The sequence below is a fragment of the Nonomuraea sp. NPDC003727 genome (genome assembly GCF_053586935.1).
This window is the reverse complement of the sequence record NZ_JBSFNE010000044.1, coordinates 1-14771: the sequence shown is the minus strand read 5'-3', so window position 1 is coordinate 14771 and position 14771 is coordinate 1. Positions and strand designations below refer to the sequence as shown.

The following is a 14771-nucleotide window of genomic DNA, read 5'->3' as shown; positions in this document are numbered from 1 at the left end:
GTGCCCACTCGGCGTTCGTCAGATCACCACGACCCATATGCCAAGAGTGACAAGACCAGCGCTCACCGTCAGGAGATCTAAGAAACAGCTCCTAGTGCTCTGACCGCATAGGTCGCCGGTTTGGTGATCGTGGCGGTTGGATGGGCGGTGACGTCCGATCCGACCGCTGGAGGCGCGGTGGCCGAGCCTGTCCGTGTGCGCAGACTGACCGACCAGGAGGGGCAGAAGCTGCGGCAGATCGTGCGTCGGGGCAGCACCAGCTCGGTGCGCTACCGGCGCGCGATGATGCTGCTGGCCTCGGCTGGCGGGAACCGGGTGCCGGTGATTGCCCAGTTGGTGCAGGCCGACGAGGACACCGTCCGGGATGTGATCCACCGCTTCAACGAGATCGGCCTGGCCTGCCTGGACCCTCGGTGGGCGGGAGGCCGTCCCCGCCAACTCAGCTCTGACGAGGAGGACTTCGTCATCCAGACGGCCACCACCCGCCCCACCAAGCTCGGCCAGCCCTTCACCCGCTGGTCCCTGCGCCAGCTCGTCGCCTACCTGCGCAAGGTCCACGGCCGGATCATCCGGATCGGCCGCGAGGCGTTACGCTGCCTACTCGCCCGCCGCGGCATCACCTTCCAGCGCACCAAGACCTGGAAGGAATCTCCCGACCCCGACCGCGAGGCGAAGCTGGACCGGATCGAGGAGGTCCTTGACCGCTTTCCCGACCGGGTGTTCGCCTTCGACGAGTTCGGGCCACTGGGGATCCGTCCCACCGTGGGCTTGGGCTGGGCCGAGCGCAAACGCCCCGACCGACTGCCCGCCACCTACCACGGCACCCACGGCGTCCGGTATCTCCACGGCTGCTACTCGATCGGCGACAACCGGCTGTGGGGCGTCAACCACCGCAGGAAGGGTGCCGCGAACACGCTGACCGCACTGAAGTCGATCCGCGCAGCCCGCCCGGACGGCGCCCCGATCTACGTGATCTTGGACAACCTGTCCGCCCACAAAGGCGCCGACATCCGCCGCTGGGCGAAGACGAACAAGGTCGAGCTGTGCTTCACCCGACCTACGCGTCCTGGGCCAACCCGATCGAGGCGCACTTCGGACCCCTGAGGCAGTTCACCATCGCCAACTCCAACCACCCCAACCACACCGTGCAGACCCGGGCCTGCACGCCTACCTGCGCTGGCGCAACGCCAACGCCCGCCACCGCGACGTCCTGGCCGCCGAACGCAAGGAACGTGCCCGCATCCGCAGCGAGAAAGGCGTCCGCTGGGGCGGACGCCCCCTCAACACCGCAGCCTGACCAACCGCGAACCGCAGCCCCGGAGCGCCGAACGGGCCGGTTCAGGAGAAGGACGGTGCCAGAGAAGGATGACTTAGGAGGCGGACGGCTTGATCTCCCCCGCGAAGACGATGATCTGGTCGATGAGGCTCCGCCGCAGATGGACGACGTCGGTTCCCGCCAGGCGGGGACCTCCATCCGGCGTGGTGAAGACCCACTGGTACCGGGCCCACTCGTCAGGCATGTCTACCGCCGAGCAGCGCACCATCGTGCCGGTCCCCGCCGGGTGGCGCCGGATGTCCAGCACGAACCGCTCGACCGCCTCGATCCCTTCGCTGCGGCCCAACGGCCCCCAGAAGACCACGTCCGAGGTCAGGGCCTGGGAGAGCAGCGCAGTCACATGGCTGTCGTCCGAGGCGTTGAACGCGGAGATGAACGTGTCGATCGCGGACCGCGCGGTCTCTTCCTGCATATGCCAGTAATACCAGTCGCTTCGCGCAACGCGGTCGGCCCGTGAGCCGTCTCCCGATCACGGTGACCCATCCCGGTCACAGCACTAGCCGATCCCGCTTGGCGACGTCCGCCACTATCCGGCCCACGTGACCGGGCTCGGCGCGGCCCTGCTCGCGGTCGCGACCGGCGGTTGAACCGACATCTGATCGCCTCGACGGAGCGCCGTCTCGGCTACCTCTGGTATCGCGGTTGCATGCCGTTGCCGTGCATGGGGTTCTCCCGCTGCCAGCCAGCATCCTTCAGGTAGGGCCGCGGGGTGGGAGAGCCGTCCACCAAAGCCGCCGCGCCGGCCGGTGAGCACCACCAGTCACACCCTGGCGCGGCGGGCGGTGAAGGCGTAGCCGCAGCCCCAGCGCCGCGCAGCTGCCGCGGGAAAGTTCAACATAGGGGAGTGGGCGGGCTGGCGATGACCTCAGCGCCCCCGTGAGTCAACCTCTGGCTCACCGACGCACGCCGCGACGAGATTGAGGGCGGTCCATCCGCCGGACAGGCCACGAGCAGCGCACGCGCGGGTCGTCGAGCGGGATCTTCGGCAGCGGCACGGCGTTCTCCTCAGGAAGTCGGGGACTGGTCGGCGGGGTTGCCCTCAGCAGCGGCCGTGAGGGTCTTGTGGACGACGCCGACGGGGAGCTTCACCCGGCGGCGATGGTGCGGATGGATTCCCACCCACCGGCCTGGTCGACCACGGAGTCGAGCAACCACCGGCCGACGATCTCCTCGACGACCGCCCGCGTCTCCGCGTCGATCCGCCCCGCGGAGACTTCGCCGCCGATCTTGCCAGGTGAGACCGAGCAGCGTGGACGACTCCCACGAGCCGGGCCGGCCAGCAATCAGCACCTCCGTGCTGTAGCCGCTGCCCAGTGCCTTCATCGCGACCCCGCGCAGGGCGGCGGCCAGCGTGGCGACCGCCTTGCGGCCAGCCCTCAACAGCGCCTGCTCGAGCGCCTGGCGGTCTTCGTCCGGCACCCCGCCGACTTGCCGGAGCGGGCCGCGCTGCTCTTCGAGCTGTTCGTACGCCATGGACGGCAGGCTCCTGCCGTAGCGCGGCACCGGCCGGACCGGCCTCGTCTACATCGGATGGGTCGGACCCCACCTGATCACCAGCCGGACCAACTGACCTGCCGGGCCCAGCCACCGCCAACGCTCGCCTCCCGCGCCGCCCTCCCTCAGAGTCGCCTCACGACTTGGCCTCCGGTTTGACTGCTCAGGCCCTGATAGCCGGCATCGGCCAATATCTCCACGTTTCGGGTGGCGGACAGCAGCTCTAGCAGTCCTGATTGCCGTGCCTGGGTAATATCGGCGACCGATCCGGGACGTACCTGACCGCAGTAGAGCACCGCGCCATGGGCATCGGTGAGCACCATCGCCTTCATCGCGTTGATCCGGCTCTTTGCCCGAGACGAAACGAGCACGGTCCGCGGTACCGGCCGCCGGGCGGCGCACGCGGATCTCAGTCGCGTCCAGATGGCTCTCTGCCCGCTGTCACCCAGGTAAGCGATCACCTCGGCCAACGTGGTGAGTCTGTGGCCGGGGGCGATGCGGCATCCGCGCTGGGCAAGCAGCGGGCGGATCTGCCCGATGGCACGGGTGATGGTGGAGCGATCAACGCCGAACCAGCAACCCAGCACATCGTGGGTGACGCCATGGGCGCCTGTCGTTCACCACGATCGAACGCCTGACGATTCTCGCCACACGTAGATCAACGATCACTCACGCCGCAGGCCACGGCTAACCATGCACGAGGTCGTAAGTGGTCCCGCCGGTAAGTCGTTCGGGGGTCAGTGGCGGAGGTAAAGACAGCCTGTCATTCCAGATGCTGACCTACACGGCCATGGCCGCCGCCTCCCGTATGGCGGTGACGGCCGCCGTCGGGATGTAGTTCTCAGGCACGCCATCGACCAGGATGAGGTCGGTCTCGATGTGCCGCGAGCGCAGCGGCGCGATCTCCCGATACGCGGGAGAATCCCACCACGCTCGCGCCTCGGCGATCCCTGGGAACCCGAGCATCACGACATGTCCGGGCCAGTTGCCCTCCTTCACCTCGTGCTGGGTGGCGTGGACGAGGTAGCGGCCGCCGTACGGCTCGAAGGTGGCGGGGAGTCGTTCGATGTACTCGGCGATCTCCGGGTGCGGGGCTGCCTCCTGCAGGTGGGCGATGACGTAGGCCGGCATGGTGTCCTCCCGGTGGGGTTTGTTCGGTGCGCTGCGTGCGCTGCCGATCCTGCCGCCCCCTTCGTAGGCAGGGCGATTACCTGGCAGGTAGGCGATCTGGCGCCGCAGGCCGACTTGTGGCATTCGCCACTGCGTTCACCGCGGTGTCAACACCCGGCTGCTCTGACCTCATCGAGCACTTCACAGGCTCTGGGCCCAGCGGCGAAGCTCGGTGGCGGCCTCGTCGGGGGTAAGGGAGCCGCGTTCCAGGTGAACCTCCTGAAGATGCCGGATCGCGGCCCCCACCAGCGGGGACGACGGGATGCCGAGCACCTCCATCACCGCCCTGCCGTCGAGTATGGCGGGGACATCGTCACGCCTGACGTACCTGTCACGTTCGGCGGCGGCGCGGGTATCGGCCTCCTCCTTCGCACGGCGCGCCGCCTCCCAGGCGTCGTAGTCGGCGGCGTCCAGGGCACGCACGCCCGCCCAGCGCCACCCCTCCCTGTCGCGCTCCTGCCCGAAGCCGACCGCGTCGAAGAGGTCCAGCGCAGCCGTTCCGACCGCTCCGAGGCGCGCGAGCATGGCGTTGATCGGCCAGTCCTCGCACGGTCCCGCAGTCGCAGGGATCCAGGCGTGCTCGGGACCCCAGGTCTGACGGCCGTTCTCCCACAGGGCAGCGGTCTGGCTGCCGTCACCACCCCAGAAGTCCGCCTCCACGTAAGCGACGCGACCGCCGCGTGACCAGTCCTCCAGCCTCTCGGCGAACGCCGGGGACATACACGTGAACGGCCCGGCCTCCCGCCGTACGTCGGTCAGCTCGTTGAAAACCCCGTCGGTAACCGGCAGCAGCCCCAAGCGTTGCCGAAGCGGCACCACCACAGCCCGCGGCACATCATCCGACAGGAACCGGAGATGGTCGAAGTCACCGACAACACCGCGCAGCACGTACGACATGCCCGCACCCTAGATCGGGCAGCGGCATAGAATCAGCACATTTCATAGGTCGGACGTCGCGGTGTGGTAGCTCCAGTGAGCGTCGAGATGACCGTTGGCGGTCAGGGCGCGACGTTTCAACACCGCTTCAGCTCCGTCCAACCCCAGCGTGCTCCGGCGAGGTCGTTCGGTTCGTCGGCGCGTGCCGCGGCGAGAGCCAGGTCCACCCTGACGGGCATCCCCTGGTTCACCAGACATGTGCGTACGACCGTGGCCCGCCTGGCCTGGTGCGGATTTCTCCAGGCGGGTGGGCAGGCCAAGCGATGCTTCACGAAGCGGCGGGGCCCCGGCCGGTGAGTTCGGCGGTGGCCGCGTCGGTGCGGGCCCTGCTGCCCCAGAACCACTCCAGGTGGGCCTCTCGCCGCCGGTCGGCGAGCCACTCGTCGAAGATCCGCCGTTCGACGAGCAGGCGGGTGAGCTCGTCCAGCGCGGCGGGCTCCACGGCCAGCACCCGCGCCACGCAGAACCCGCCGTCCGGCAGCCGCGCGGGCCCGAGTACGTCCCCGGCGCCGGCCCGCTCAGCGGCCGAGCCGAACAACATGACGAGCTCGTCCCTGTGGTTGGCCTCCATCCGGCACGTGGCCACGCCCGCGAGCACGCCCTCCATCGCCGCCGCGAGCGGGTCGGCGCCGTCGCGCAGCCGAGCGGCGGCCTCCCGCGCACCATCGGCGGCGGCGTAACGCAGCCGGACCAGACGCAGCCGGTCGAAGTCCGCACGATGGGCGGCGAAGTGCTCCTCGACCAGATCCGCGACCACGTCGCGCCGCAGCTCGGCCACCGCGGCCTCACCCGCCACGATCTGCTCCAGCCTGGCGTGGCTCAGGCCGCGCTCGGTCATCCAGCGGCGCGTCGCCTCGCCGGTGAGCAGGCCGCGGGCCCTGCGGAAGGCGTCCATCGCGTGCTGGAGCCGGTCGGGGGGCAGCTCCGTGTCCCTGGCGGCCAGGACGTGGTCGACGAGGACGGCGTCGACCAGCCGGCGGGCCAGCCGGCCGTCCTCCCACAACACGTCGAGCGCCGAGACGGCCTCCTCCCACGTCACCTCGGCGCCGTTGACGCGCAGCAGGACATGGTTGCCCGACCGCTGACCTCCGCGAAGGGGCCACGGGATCGCGCGGTCGGGCGCCACGGACAGCGACACGGTCTCGCCGCACGCACTCTCCCCGGGCGCGGTCTCGCCGAACGCGGGGAACAGCAGGTCGTAGTGGAAGTCGCCGGTGGCCTCCTCGCGCTGCCACAGCAGCCGCATCGGCGTCCCGGGATGGCGGGCGCGCAGCGACCCCAGCCGCTCACGGGCGTCCTGCGGCGGTACGCCGTCCAGGCCGCGAAGCCATTCCAGCGCGTCGGCGAGCAGGTTCACGTCAGTCCTCTCGTTGGATGTCATGGCCCGGCCAGCAGGTCGCAGAGCGCCTGACTGATCGGCAGGCCGGTCAGGTCCTCGATCCACAACCACTGGCCGTTGGGGTTGATCTCCAGGAACACGTACCGGCCGTCCGGGGTGAGGATCAGGTCGATGGCGCCGTAGACGAGGCCGAGGCGTTCGGTCAGCGCCACGCAGCGGTCGGCGACCTCGCCGGGCAGCCGGTGGACGGCGTGCCTGGTGGCGCCGAGGTCGTAGTTCCGCCAGTCGGTGCCGGCCCGGTTGCTGTCCTGGGAGTGGATCTCGGCCGCGAACACCGCCCGCCCGACGACCGTGACCCGCAGCTCCACCCGCTTGGGCACGTACGTCTGCGTGATGACAGGGCAGAACCGCAGCCCCGCCGCATAGGCCACGTCCCGGCCCGAGACGAACTCGCACTTGCGCACCACCGTGTGCCCCGCGGCGAGGTCCTCCACCCACGGCTGCCCCAGTGGCTTGGTGATGACGTTCCCGTCATGCCGGTTGTGGAAGTCCCAAAGAGCCTGTGCCGAGCCCGTGACCAGCGTCTCCGGGATCTCGAACCCGAGTCGGGCGGCCAGCGTGAGCTGGGACGGCTTGTGCCTGGCACGCGTGATCGCCGATTCCCTGCCGGGAACGGCACGGCACGGCAGGAACTCCCACAGGCCGGCGAGCACGGCGGCCGACTCCCGTACGGTGTGGCCGGCCACGGCGGGATCGGTGATCGCCGGGTGCGGCGACGGCGGACGGGGGCGCCGCCACCACACGGCGGTCACCGAGTCCAGGTCGAGCGTGCCCGACGGGGTGTGCAGCAGCCGCCTGGTGGCCCCGCCGCCGTCGTAGGCCAGCTCGATCTGCGCCCGGGCGGGATGGTCCCCGTTGTCGAAGACACCGGTACGGACCCCGCGCCGGGCCAGCAGCTCCCTGACCCGGTCGGCGTGGGTGTCACCGTCGCAGGTGAGGATGAGGACATGGGGGCGGGACACGGAACTCCTCGAAGTGTGCGGAAGGAATAGGGACCGCTGTCCCCGTGGGGGCGGGGACAGCGGTCGGGTGATCGCGGGATCAGTCCATCCCGCACCAGCCCGGCGGGTCGAAGTAGCACATCATGACGTCACCCCAAACGGGGTCCTGACCGCCGTTGATGCCGCCGAGCGTGCTCTCGTCGAGTTCGGCGCCGATGGGGGTGATGTCCCCCAGTTCGGTACGCGGCATGACGTTCACGCAACCCTCCTTCTCAGTAGTCGTGCTGGCAGATGCCCGGCGGGTCGAACACCGACAGGCGCTTGCACTGCTCCTCGTCGTACATTCCGCCGCTGATGGCGCCGAGTGTGCTCTCGTCGAGTTCGGCGCCGATGGGGGTGATGTCCCCGAGTTCGGTACGCGGCATGACGTTCATGCGCTTCCCTCCCTTCTGGTGTCGTGGAGCAGCCTGCCGAGCCTGACTTGTGATCACCTTGAACCGGCTTGAGAGGCGTTGTCGGCCAGCTGGGCGCGTATCAAGGACGCGTACAGGCCGCCGGCCGCCACCAGCCGGTCATGGGTGCCGCCCTCGACGATCCGGCCTCCGTCGAGCACCACGATCAGGTCGGCGTCCCTGATCGTGCTCAGGCGGTGGGCGATCACGATCCTGGTCTGCGGAAGGGTGCCGAGGTTCGCGCTCAGCGCCGCCTCGGTCCTGGTGTCGAGGTGGCTGGTGGCCTCGTCGAGAAGCAGGATCTCAGGCCGGCCGAGGATGGCCCTGGCCAGGGCGATGCGCTGGCGCTGCCCGCCGGACAGCCCACCGCCCTCGGTGAGCGGCGTGTGGTAGCCGAGCGGCATGGCGGCGATGTCGTCGTGCACGCACGCCAGCCTCGCCGCCTGGACCACCTCGTCCTGGCCGGCGTCCGGGTTGCCCAGGCGGATGTTGTCGGCGATCGAACCGGTGAACAGCGCCGGCTCCTGCGTGACCACGCCGAACCTGGGCCGCACCGTACCGGTGTACCTGATCCGGCCTTCGACGGGGTGGACCAGGCCGAGCAGCAGGCGCGCCAGCGTGGTCTTGCCCGACCCCGACCTGCCGACGAGAGCGACCTTCTGGCCGGGGGCGATGCGCAGATCGACCCCGCGCACGATCCAGTGGCTCTCCTGCGCGTAACGGAAGCCGACTCCGGCCAGCTCGATCCAGGTCCGCGGGCTGCTGACGGGGGGAGGGGGCGGCGACAGGGGCTCCGGCGCGGCCGCCCAGATGTCGGCCAGCCGTTCCGCCTGCGCACGGGCGGTCTGCAGGCCGCGCAGGCTCCTGGTCAGCGAGGTCAGCGGCGCGAGGGCGGCGGCGGCCAGGGCCAGCGTGCCCATCAGCGCGCCGGGAGTGAGCCGGCCCTGCGTGGCCTGCCACGCGCCCGCCCACAGCAGCACCAGCGGCGCGGCGAACGCCAGCGCCGCGAGCAGGCTGTCCTGAAGCCCCTGCGCCGACGAGCTGCGTCGCGCCCGCTCGGCCTGGGCGGTCAGCAGTCCTGTCCAGCGTTCCAGGATCTGGGTCTCCGCCCCGGCCGACTTGACCGTCTCGACGCCTCTGACGGCCTCGACCAGCAGGCCCTGCGCCTCGTTGCGCGCCTCCTGCTCGCGGTGCGCCAGCTCGCGGATCCGCCGCCGGGTGCCGAGCAGCACCACCACCTGCGCCGCGACCAGGACGAGGAGGGCCGAGCCGAGCAGCGGCGACCGTACGGTGACCGCGATCAGGTAGCCGGCCGCGAGCGGTGCGTCGAGCAGGACCGACAGCACCTGCCCGGTGAGCACCTCGCGCAGCACGCCGGCCGAGTTGATCCGCGAGACCAGATCGGCGGACCCCCGATGGGCGAAGAACCGGAACGGCAGGGCGAGCAGCCGCCTGGCCAGACCGTCGAACAACGCCGTGTCCGCCCGCGCCCGCAGCACGACCAGCGCCCACGACCTCAGCCCGCCCACCGCGAGATGGGCGAGCGCGGCCCCGGCCGCGGCCGCCCCCACCAGCGGCAGCGCGCCCATCTCGCCGGCGCCGAGGACCCGGTCGACCACGTACTCCGTGAGCGCGGGCAGCACCAGGCCGAACCCCTGCAGGAGCAGGCTGAGCAGCACCAGGACGGCCACGAGAGCGCGATGGTCCAGCACGCTGAACCGGGCGTAACGCGCCCACCAGGGCCGCCGATCGCCGAAGCGCCCGCGTACGAAGCTGTTCCCCGGGGTGAAGATGAGAATCACGCCGCTGTAGTCGCGGGCGAACTCCTCGCCGGTCACCCTGACCCGCCCACGACCGGGATCGATGATCGTGACCAGGTCGCCGGCTACACGCTCCACGACCACGAAGTGCCTGCCTTGCCAGTGCGCGATGGCCGGGAGCACGATCCGCGGCACCTGGGCGGCCGGCAGCGCGAGCGCGCGGGTGTCGAGTCCGTGCGCGCGGGCGACGCGCACCAGGGCCAGCGCGCTCGCGCCGTCCCTGCCCACGCTCAACTCGGCGGAGAGCGCGGGCAGCGGGACGCGGCGCCCGTACGCGCCGAGGACCATCGCCAGGCACGCGGCGCCGCATTCGACCATGCTGTGCTGGAGTACAACGGGAACACGCATGGAGCGGCAGTCTTCGCCACGCCCCTTTGAACCGGGTTGTAACCGCTTGGAACGCCTTCCAAGCGGCCTTCATCCGGGTCCGGACGCCGGCCCAGCCGCCTCGTCGAGGACGGCGGCCCTGGACGGCCTCACCCCGCGCGAGGTCGAGATCTTCGGCCTGCTCGCCCGCGGCAGGTCCAACGGCGAGATCTGCGCGGAACTGGTGCTGAGCGAGAACACGGTGAGGTCGCACGTCCGGGCCGTCCTGCAGAAACTGGACCTGCGCGACCGCGTGCACGCGGTGATCCACGCCTACGAGAACGGGCTTGTGGGTCGCAACGATCTGCCTGACTGAGATTCCATCCTGCCGGGTGGTGCCGTCTCACACCTTGGGGTGATGTCTGCCGGTGACGTCCGGCCTAGGTTCGATGTCGTGTCCTTTCCACGTCTGCGCCTTCCGCTGGTGATCTCCCTTTTCGTGCTCGCCGTGCTGCTCGGCTGGACGGCACCGGCCCATGCCGGTGACCAGGAGCTGATCGACGACTACCGCTCCGTCTACGGCACGCCGGGCGTCGCAGCTGCCGTGATCGACGGGTCGTCCGTCGAGACGATCGTCCGCGGCCGGGATGGGGACGACAACGCGGTGACGCCCCGGACGCCGTTCCGTATCGCGTCCTTGAGCAAGTCGATGACGGCGACGGCGATCATGCTGCTGACGGACCGATTCTCCGTGGACGACCCGGTCGTCAAGTTCACCCCGAGTTCAAGACGCGCTACACCAAGATCACCGTACGTTCATCGAGCTAGACCCTCGCGCCCGCACGAAACGAGGTCATCATGACTGCGTCCCCCACGCGCTCCAGTTCTGCCAGATCAACTATTACCGATGTCACGTGGTTCTTCGCGATCGCCGTCCTGCTGTGTTTCGCGCTGTCCGTTCCGATGGTCTTCCGGCTCGTCCCGACGGACTTCTACAACCTGATCACTCCGATCATGCAACAGACCCCGCTGCTCGCAGCGATCATCATGTGGCTTGCCCGACGACCCGGAACGTTCCGAGAGACGTTCGCCACCAGGTGGCGCGGCACACCCAAGTGGGCCAGCATCGGCATCGGCCTCATCGCCGCGATCGCCGCGATCCAAACCGCCATCGCACTGGCATTGGGGATCTGGCAGCTCAACCCGCTTGACCAGATCTTCACGGCGACCATGTGGATCGTCCCGGTCTTCCTCATGCAGTCGGTCTTCGCCATCGGCGAAGAGTTCGGCTGGCGCGGCTGGCTGGCGACGCGCGCCGCGTCATGGGGATTCTGGCCGCTGGCCCTTGTCAGCGGTCTGGTCTGGATCGTCTGGCACCTGCCGGTCCTCGCCGTCATCGGTGATCGACCACTCTGGGACATCGTTATCTACTACGCGGGCATGCTGCCATGGGCGCCGCTGTTGCTCGCACTTCGCTGGCAGTCGGGGAGTGTCTGGCCCGCGGTTTTGACGCACGGAGCGATCAACAGCGTCCGGGTGTACCTGCTGCAATCCGTCCCCGATGCAACGGATCACCTGCTCATCGAAGTGATCGGCTGGGTGCTCACGCTCGCCGCCGCCGTGTGGCTGATGCGCCCGAGCCGGGCGCAGCTCGTCCGCGGGTCTTTTGAGGGTTAGGTTGATTCCTTGCTCGAGTTTGGCCGTTATCCCGTTGCGCAAGCCAAAGCCAGAGCCTTGTCCTCGATTTTCGCGAGGTCGGGCTGCGCAGGCCGGGTAGCGGAAGATCGTGAGGCGATGATCATGCGGCGGAGCAGGGCTGGCCCTTGGTGCGGTACCAGGGAGCGCGTCGGCGGTGCTCGGCGACGACGTCGACGGCGTGATGAGCATGGCAGGCGTACCAGATGATGACCAGGCTGTAGGCGACCATCCCCAGGGGCAGGGTCCGCTCGACGGCCTTGACCGTGCGGTTTCTCGCCTGACCGCACGTCTGGCTGAGACGGCCGAAAAGGCGGGCAATCTCCGCATAGGGGTCCCGGTACCCCGGGTAGCGAGCCATCAACGACCCACGGCGTCGGCCGTTGAGCGGTGCAGTGACATCACGTTGTGCTCTTCCTGGCTGGCGGAGTGATGGCGGCGGGCTGGGGACCCGGTTCGGTGCGCGGCCGGAGGCGGCGGGCGACGGCGGCCAGGCGCCGGCCGGCGCGGTGGGCGGGGCTGCGGTCCAGCTGGTCGACGTGCAGGTAGGCCTGGGTGGTGCGCGGGTCGGCGTGGCCGAGCAGGGCTTGGACCACGTCGAGCGGTTCGCCGGCGTGCAGCAGCGCGGTGGCCATGCTGTGCCGGATGGCGTGCGGGGTGAGCGTGTGCGGGTCGGGGATGCCGACGGCGGGCGAGCCGTTGCAGCTGGTCCAGCACGTAGGAGCGGTGCAGCCGGGCGCCGGTGCGGGTGACGAACAGCGGGCCGGGTGCCGCGCCCCGCTCGGCCAGGTAGGCGTCCAGCAGCGGGCCGGTGGCGTGGTCGTCGAGGACGACCCGGTGCGGGCGGCCGCCCTTGGCGGGCAGGGTGAGGATCCGGTTGTCGCCGGCGTGGCCCAGGCCGTCCATCTGGGCGCCGGTCAGCTCGCCGATGCGGCAGCCGGTGGCCTTGAGCACCGCGACGACGGCGGCGGTGCGGGCGGATTCGCGACCGCGTGGACGACCAGGTCGTCCAGCTGGGCTTCGGTGAAGTAGCGGCTGAGCTTGCCGGCGCGTTTGGGCAGCTCCATGCGATGGAACGGGTTGCGCGCCGCGGCGTCGGCCCGTTGCAGGTAGGCGTACCAGCTGGAGCAGGCCGACAGGCGGCGGCGCCGGGTGCCGGCGGCCAGGCCGGAGTGCCGCATGGCGGCGGCGTAGGTGTCGGCCTCGATGAAGGAGACGTCGCGCAGGTCCAGGCCGCGGGCCTGGATCCACCACAGCCACCAGGAGACGTCGCGGATGTAGCCGTCCTGGCCCACCGACGTCCCTCCGTGGAGCCCCGGTGCCTCGGCGGCTGGCTGTGCCGCCATCGGGACCCCCGGGGGCGCTCGGGGCGCGAGCGCCCCCAGGGGTGGGGTGGATCAGTATCCGGGGACGTTTACCCGGAACGGCCGGCCGTCGAGGGAGCCGGTGACGGGGGTGGTGTCAGTAGCGGTGAAGGCCTTCCACTGCAGTGTGACCTTGTGGGTCGCGCCGTCGGGGCCGGTGACGGTGAGGTTGGCGGTGGCTTTGTCGCCGGCGACCTTGGCGGTGCCGGTGGCGGCGAGGTCGGCGACGTAGCGGACCTTGTCCAAGGTGATCGTGCCGTCTGTACCGTTGGTGACCTTCCCGCCGCGCAGCCCGGGCTCGGTGTCCGGCCGCGAGGCGCGATGCGGGTTGTGCATAGCTACCGTGTCGGCGGCGGTGGCGAACGCAGCCGCCACGAGTGTGCGCTGCGGAGTGTCGAGCCCGCCGCCGCGGGCGGGCGGTACTGCTGCCGCGGTCGCAGGGAAGTGACCGTGTGCCTGGTAGTTGGCCATCGTGCACGACGTGTCGGACACCCGCCCCGGGTTCTGGATGAACCGGTGCATGATCTGTCGCGCGCACTCGCCACCCGGCCCACGGCCCTCGACCGCGGGGTTGTGGTACCCGGCCTGGACGGTGACCGCCTGGCCGCGGGGGAATGCCCGCGCCGCGGTGCGTGCACCCATGATCGCCTTCGGGTCGAACTCGCCGGCGACGGCCAGCATCGGCACCGCCGGCCGGTGCGGCTCGATCGCGTTGTTCTCTCGCGGGGTAGGCCAGCCTGCGCAGAAGTCTGCACCGCTGCCCGCCTCGGCGAGGGTGAACGGCGCGTACCGGTTGCGCTCGGCATGCCAGGTCTCCAACTGGCGGCGCCGGGTCGCCTCGTCGGCGGTGCGGTCGTACGGCCAGCGCGGGTCGGAACACAGGTACGCCGTCGTACCGGCCCTGTCCGGTGACTCCTTGGACGGCGCTTTGGATCCTGCGCCTTTGTTGCCGGCCAGCGGGGCGGCCCGGTCGAGCACGCGGCGCAGCGGGGCCGGGTCGCCGTCCAGGTATGCGGCGGTGGCCGCGGTCGCGTCGGTGGCGAGGGCTGGATCAGAGGTCGACCGCAGCGCCCCGAGCAGTCGCTGCGGGGTCAGCGCGCTGTCGCCTTCGGCGCGCGTCTTCCGCACCACCGCTTCCCAGCGTGCCTGCGGGTCGCCGCCGGCGGTTCGGCGGCAGGCCGACGATCGCCGGCAGGCGCGAGAGTAGTGGTCGATGGCTTCCTGGATCTCCTTGCCTTCCGACTCGCCGAGCTGCCACCGGCCAGCCTGGTCGATTGGGCCGATCATGCTCTCGATGTACAGGGCGCGTACCCGGTCCGGGTAGCGGGTCGTGTAGGCCTGTCCGCTCAGCGCGCCCCAGGACGATCCCACGACGGTGACCTTGGACAGGCCCAAAGCCGCGCGCACCGCCTCCACATCGGCGACGTACTGGTCGCTGCTGAAGAACTGGGCCCTGTCGCCGAGCTCGCGCGCGCACTGGCCGACCGACTCCGGCTTCCCCTGCTGCAGCGCCTTGCACCGCAGCGGCGCGGATTCGCCCAACCCGCGGAACTCCACGATCATCATGTCCGAGTGGTCCAGCAGAGGTTGGAAGACCTTCCGGAAGGCGTCGACGCGCTCGGCGTTGGGGCCGAGCGGGGCCGGACCGCCGGGCATCGCCAGGATCGAGGTGCGGGCTGGGCGCGATCGGTCGGCCCGCGGGATGTACCCGAACCTGATGGTGATCTTCTCCGAGTGCGGATCCTGCCAGTTCAGTGGGACGGTCAGGGTGCCGATACACCGGCTGGTCGCGGTGGCGCATTCGTGCCGCCCCCCCCCCGCCGGCCCCCGGGGGGGCCCGCGGGGCGCGGGGGGGGCC

At 70.4% G+C, this 14771-nt stretch carries 17 protein-coding genes and 3 pseudogenes; 4 read left to right on the top strand and 16 right to left on the bottom strand.

The window, feature by feature from the left end; all coding sequences use genetic code 11:
• Nucleotides 1-177 precede the first annotated feature (177 nt).
• Nucleotides 178-1297: pseudogene (locus ACWDLG_RS44855) on the top strand (IS630 family transposase).
• A gap of 73 nt (nt 1298-1370) precedes the next feature.
• Here the strand turns inward: ACWDLG_RS44855 and ACWDLG_RS44850 are convergent.
• The 11 genes and pseudogenes from ACWDLG_RS44850 to ACWDLG_RS44800 all read right to left on the bottom strand — a co-directional run bounded on the left by ACWDLG_RS44850 (nt 1371) and on the right by ACWDLG_RS44800 (nt 9896).
• Complete coding sequence (locus tag ACWDLG_RS44850) at nt 1371-1748, bottom strand: nuclear transport factor 2 family protein (RefSeq protein ID WP_449931749.1); 378 nt, start codon at nt 1746-1748, stop codon at nt 1371-1373.
• 593 nt (nt 1749-2341) lie between these two features.
• The gene (locus ACWDLG_RS44845; protein ID WP_449931747.1) at nt 2342-2809 is read right to left on the bottom strand and encodes a hypothetical protein; all 468 of its coding nucleotides are present in this window, start codon (nt 2807-2809) and stop codon (nt 2342-2344) included.
• Between the two features lie 146 nt (nt 2810-2955).
• Nucleotides 2956-3291 (bottom strand): transposase, encoded by a 336-nt coding sequence (locus ACWDLG_RS44840; RefSeq protein WP_449931753.1) that lies wholly within the window; start codon nt 3289-3291, stop codon nt 2956-2958.
• Nucleotides 3292-3342: 51 nt separating this feature from the next.
• Nucleotides 3343-3423: pseudogene (locus ACWDLG_RS44835) on the bottom strand (transposase family protein); the annotation flags it as partial.
• Between the two features lie 187 nt (nt 3424-3610).
• Nucleotides 3611-3961, bottom strand: a complete 351-nt coding sequence (locus ACWDLG_RS44830; protein WP_354911584.1) for a DUF1330 domain-containing protein — start codon at nt 3959-3961, stop codon at nt 3611-3613.
• Between the two features lie 180 nt (nt 3962-4141).
• Complete coding sequence (locus ACWDLG_RS44825) at nt 4142-4897, bottom strand: hypothetical protein (RefSeq protein WP_449931745.1); 756 nt, start codon at nt 4895-4897, stop codon at nt 4142-4144.
• 307 nt (nt 4898-5204) lie between these two features.
• Complete coding sequence (locus ACWDLG_RS44820) at nt 5205-6317, bottom strand: TIGR04500 family putative peptide maturation system protein (protein WP_449931743.1); 1113 nt, start codon at nt 6315-6317, stop codon at nt 5205-5207.
• On the bottom strand, nt 6314-7297 hold the full coding sequence (locus tag ACWDLG_RS44815) for an MvdC/MvdD family ATP grasp protein (protein WP_449931741.1): 984 nt from the start codon (nt 7295-7297) through the stop codon (nt 6314-6316). The genes ACWDLG_RS44820 and ACWDLG_RS44815 overlap by 4 nt, the downstream gene beginning before the upstream one ends.
• A gap of 79 nt (nt 7298-7376) precedes the next feature.
• Nucleotides 7377-7535 (bottom strand): hypothetical protein, encoded by a 159-nt coding sequence (locus tag ACWDLG_RS44810; RefSeq protein WP_354911575.1) that lies wholly within the window; start codon nt 7533-7535, stop codon nt 7377-7379.
• Nucleotides 7536-7548: 13 nt separating this feature from the next.
• Nucleotides 7549-7710 carry a hypothetical protein gene (locus ACWDLG_RS44805; protein WP_449931738.1) on the bottom strand — a complete coding sequence of 54 codons (162 nt, stop codon included), beginning with the start codon at nt 7708-7710 and terminating at the stop codon, nt 7549-7551.
• 53 nt (nt 7711-7763) lie between these two features.
• Nucleotides 7764-9896 carry a peptidase domain-containing ABC transporter gene (locus tag ACWDLG_RS44800; protein WP_449931736.1) on the bottom strand — a complete coding sequence of 711 codons (2133 nt, stop codon included), beginning with the start codon at nt 9894-9896 and terminating at the stop codon, nt 7764-7766.
• A gap of 46 nt (nt 9897-9942) precedes the next feature.
• Between ACWDLG_RS44800 and ACWDLG_RS44795 the strand changes: the two genes are divergently transcribed.
• The 3 genes from ACWDLG_RS44795 to ACWDLG_RS44785 are packed head-to-tail and all read left to right on the top strand — an operon-like array spanning nt 9943 to nt 11531.
• A complete protein-coding gene (locus ACWDLG_RS44795) occupies nt 9943-10230 on the top strand; it encodes a response regulator transcription factor (protein WP_449931733.1) in 288 nt (95 codons plus the stop codon).
• Nucleotides 10231-10272: 42 nt separating this feature from the next.
• Nucleotides 10273-10716, top strand: a complete 444-nt coding sequence (locus ACWDLG_RS44790) for a serine hydrolase (RefSeq protein WP_449931731.1) — start codon at nt 10273-10275, stop codon at nt 10714-10716.
• Nucleotides 10713-11531, top strand: a complete 819-nt coding sequence (locus ACWDLG_RS44785) for a CPBP family intramembrane glutamic endopeptidase (protein WP_449931729.1) — start codon at nt 10713-10715, stop codon at nt 11529-11531. Before ACWDLG_RS44790 ends, ACWDLG_RS44785 begins: the two co-directional genes overlap by 4 nt.
• A gap of 121 nt (nt 11532-11652) precedes the next feature.
• Here ACWDLG_RS44785 and ACWDLG_RS44780 read toward each other — a convergent pair whose 3' ends face one another.
• From ACWDLG_RS44780 to ACWDLG_RS44760, 5 genes and pseudogenes are all read right to left on the bottom strand, one after another.
• Nucleotides 11653-11910 (bottom strand): hypothetical protein, encoded by a 258-nt coding sequence (locus ACWDLG_RS44780; RefSeq protein ID WP_449931727.1) that lies wholly within the window; start codon nt 11908-11910, stop codon nt 11653-11655.
• A gap of 40 nt (nt 11911-11950) precedes the next feature.
• Nucleotides 11951-12229 (bottom strand): tyrosine-type recombinase/integrase, encoded by a 279-nt coding sequence (locus ACWDLG_RS44775; protein WP_449931751.1) that lies wholly within the window; start codon nt 12227-12229, stop codon nt 11951-11953.
• A 52-nt stretch (nt 12230-12281) separates the two neighbouring features.
• Nucleotides 12282-12503: pseudogene (locus ACWDLG_RS44770) on the bottom strand (hypothetical protein); the annotation flags it as partial.
• Nucleotides 12467-12895 carry a site-specific integrase gene (locus tag ACWDLG_RS44765; protein WP_449931725.1) on the bottom strand — a complete coding sequence of 143 codons (429 nt, stop codon included), beginning with the start codon at nt 12893-12895 and terminating at the stop codon, nt 12467-12469. The pseudogene ACWDLG_RS44770 and the gene ACWDLG_RS44765, both read right to left, overlap by 37 nt.
• A gap of 51 nt (nt 12896-12946) precedes the next feature.
• Complete coding sequence (locus tag ACWDLG_RS44760; RefSeq protein WP_449931723.1) at nt 12947-14569, bottom strand: alpha/beta hydrolase; 1623 nt, start codon at nt 14567-14569, stop codon at nt 12947-12949.
• Between the last annotated feature and the right edge of the window lie 202 nt (nt 14570-14771).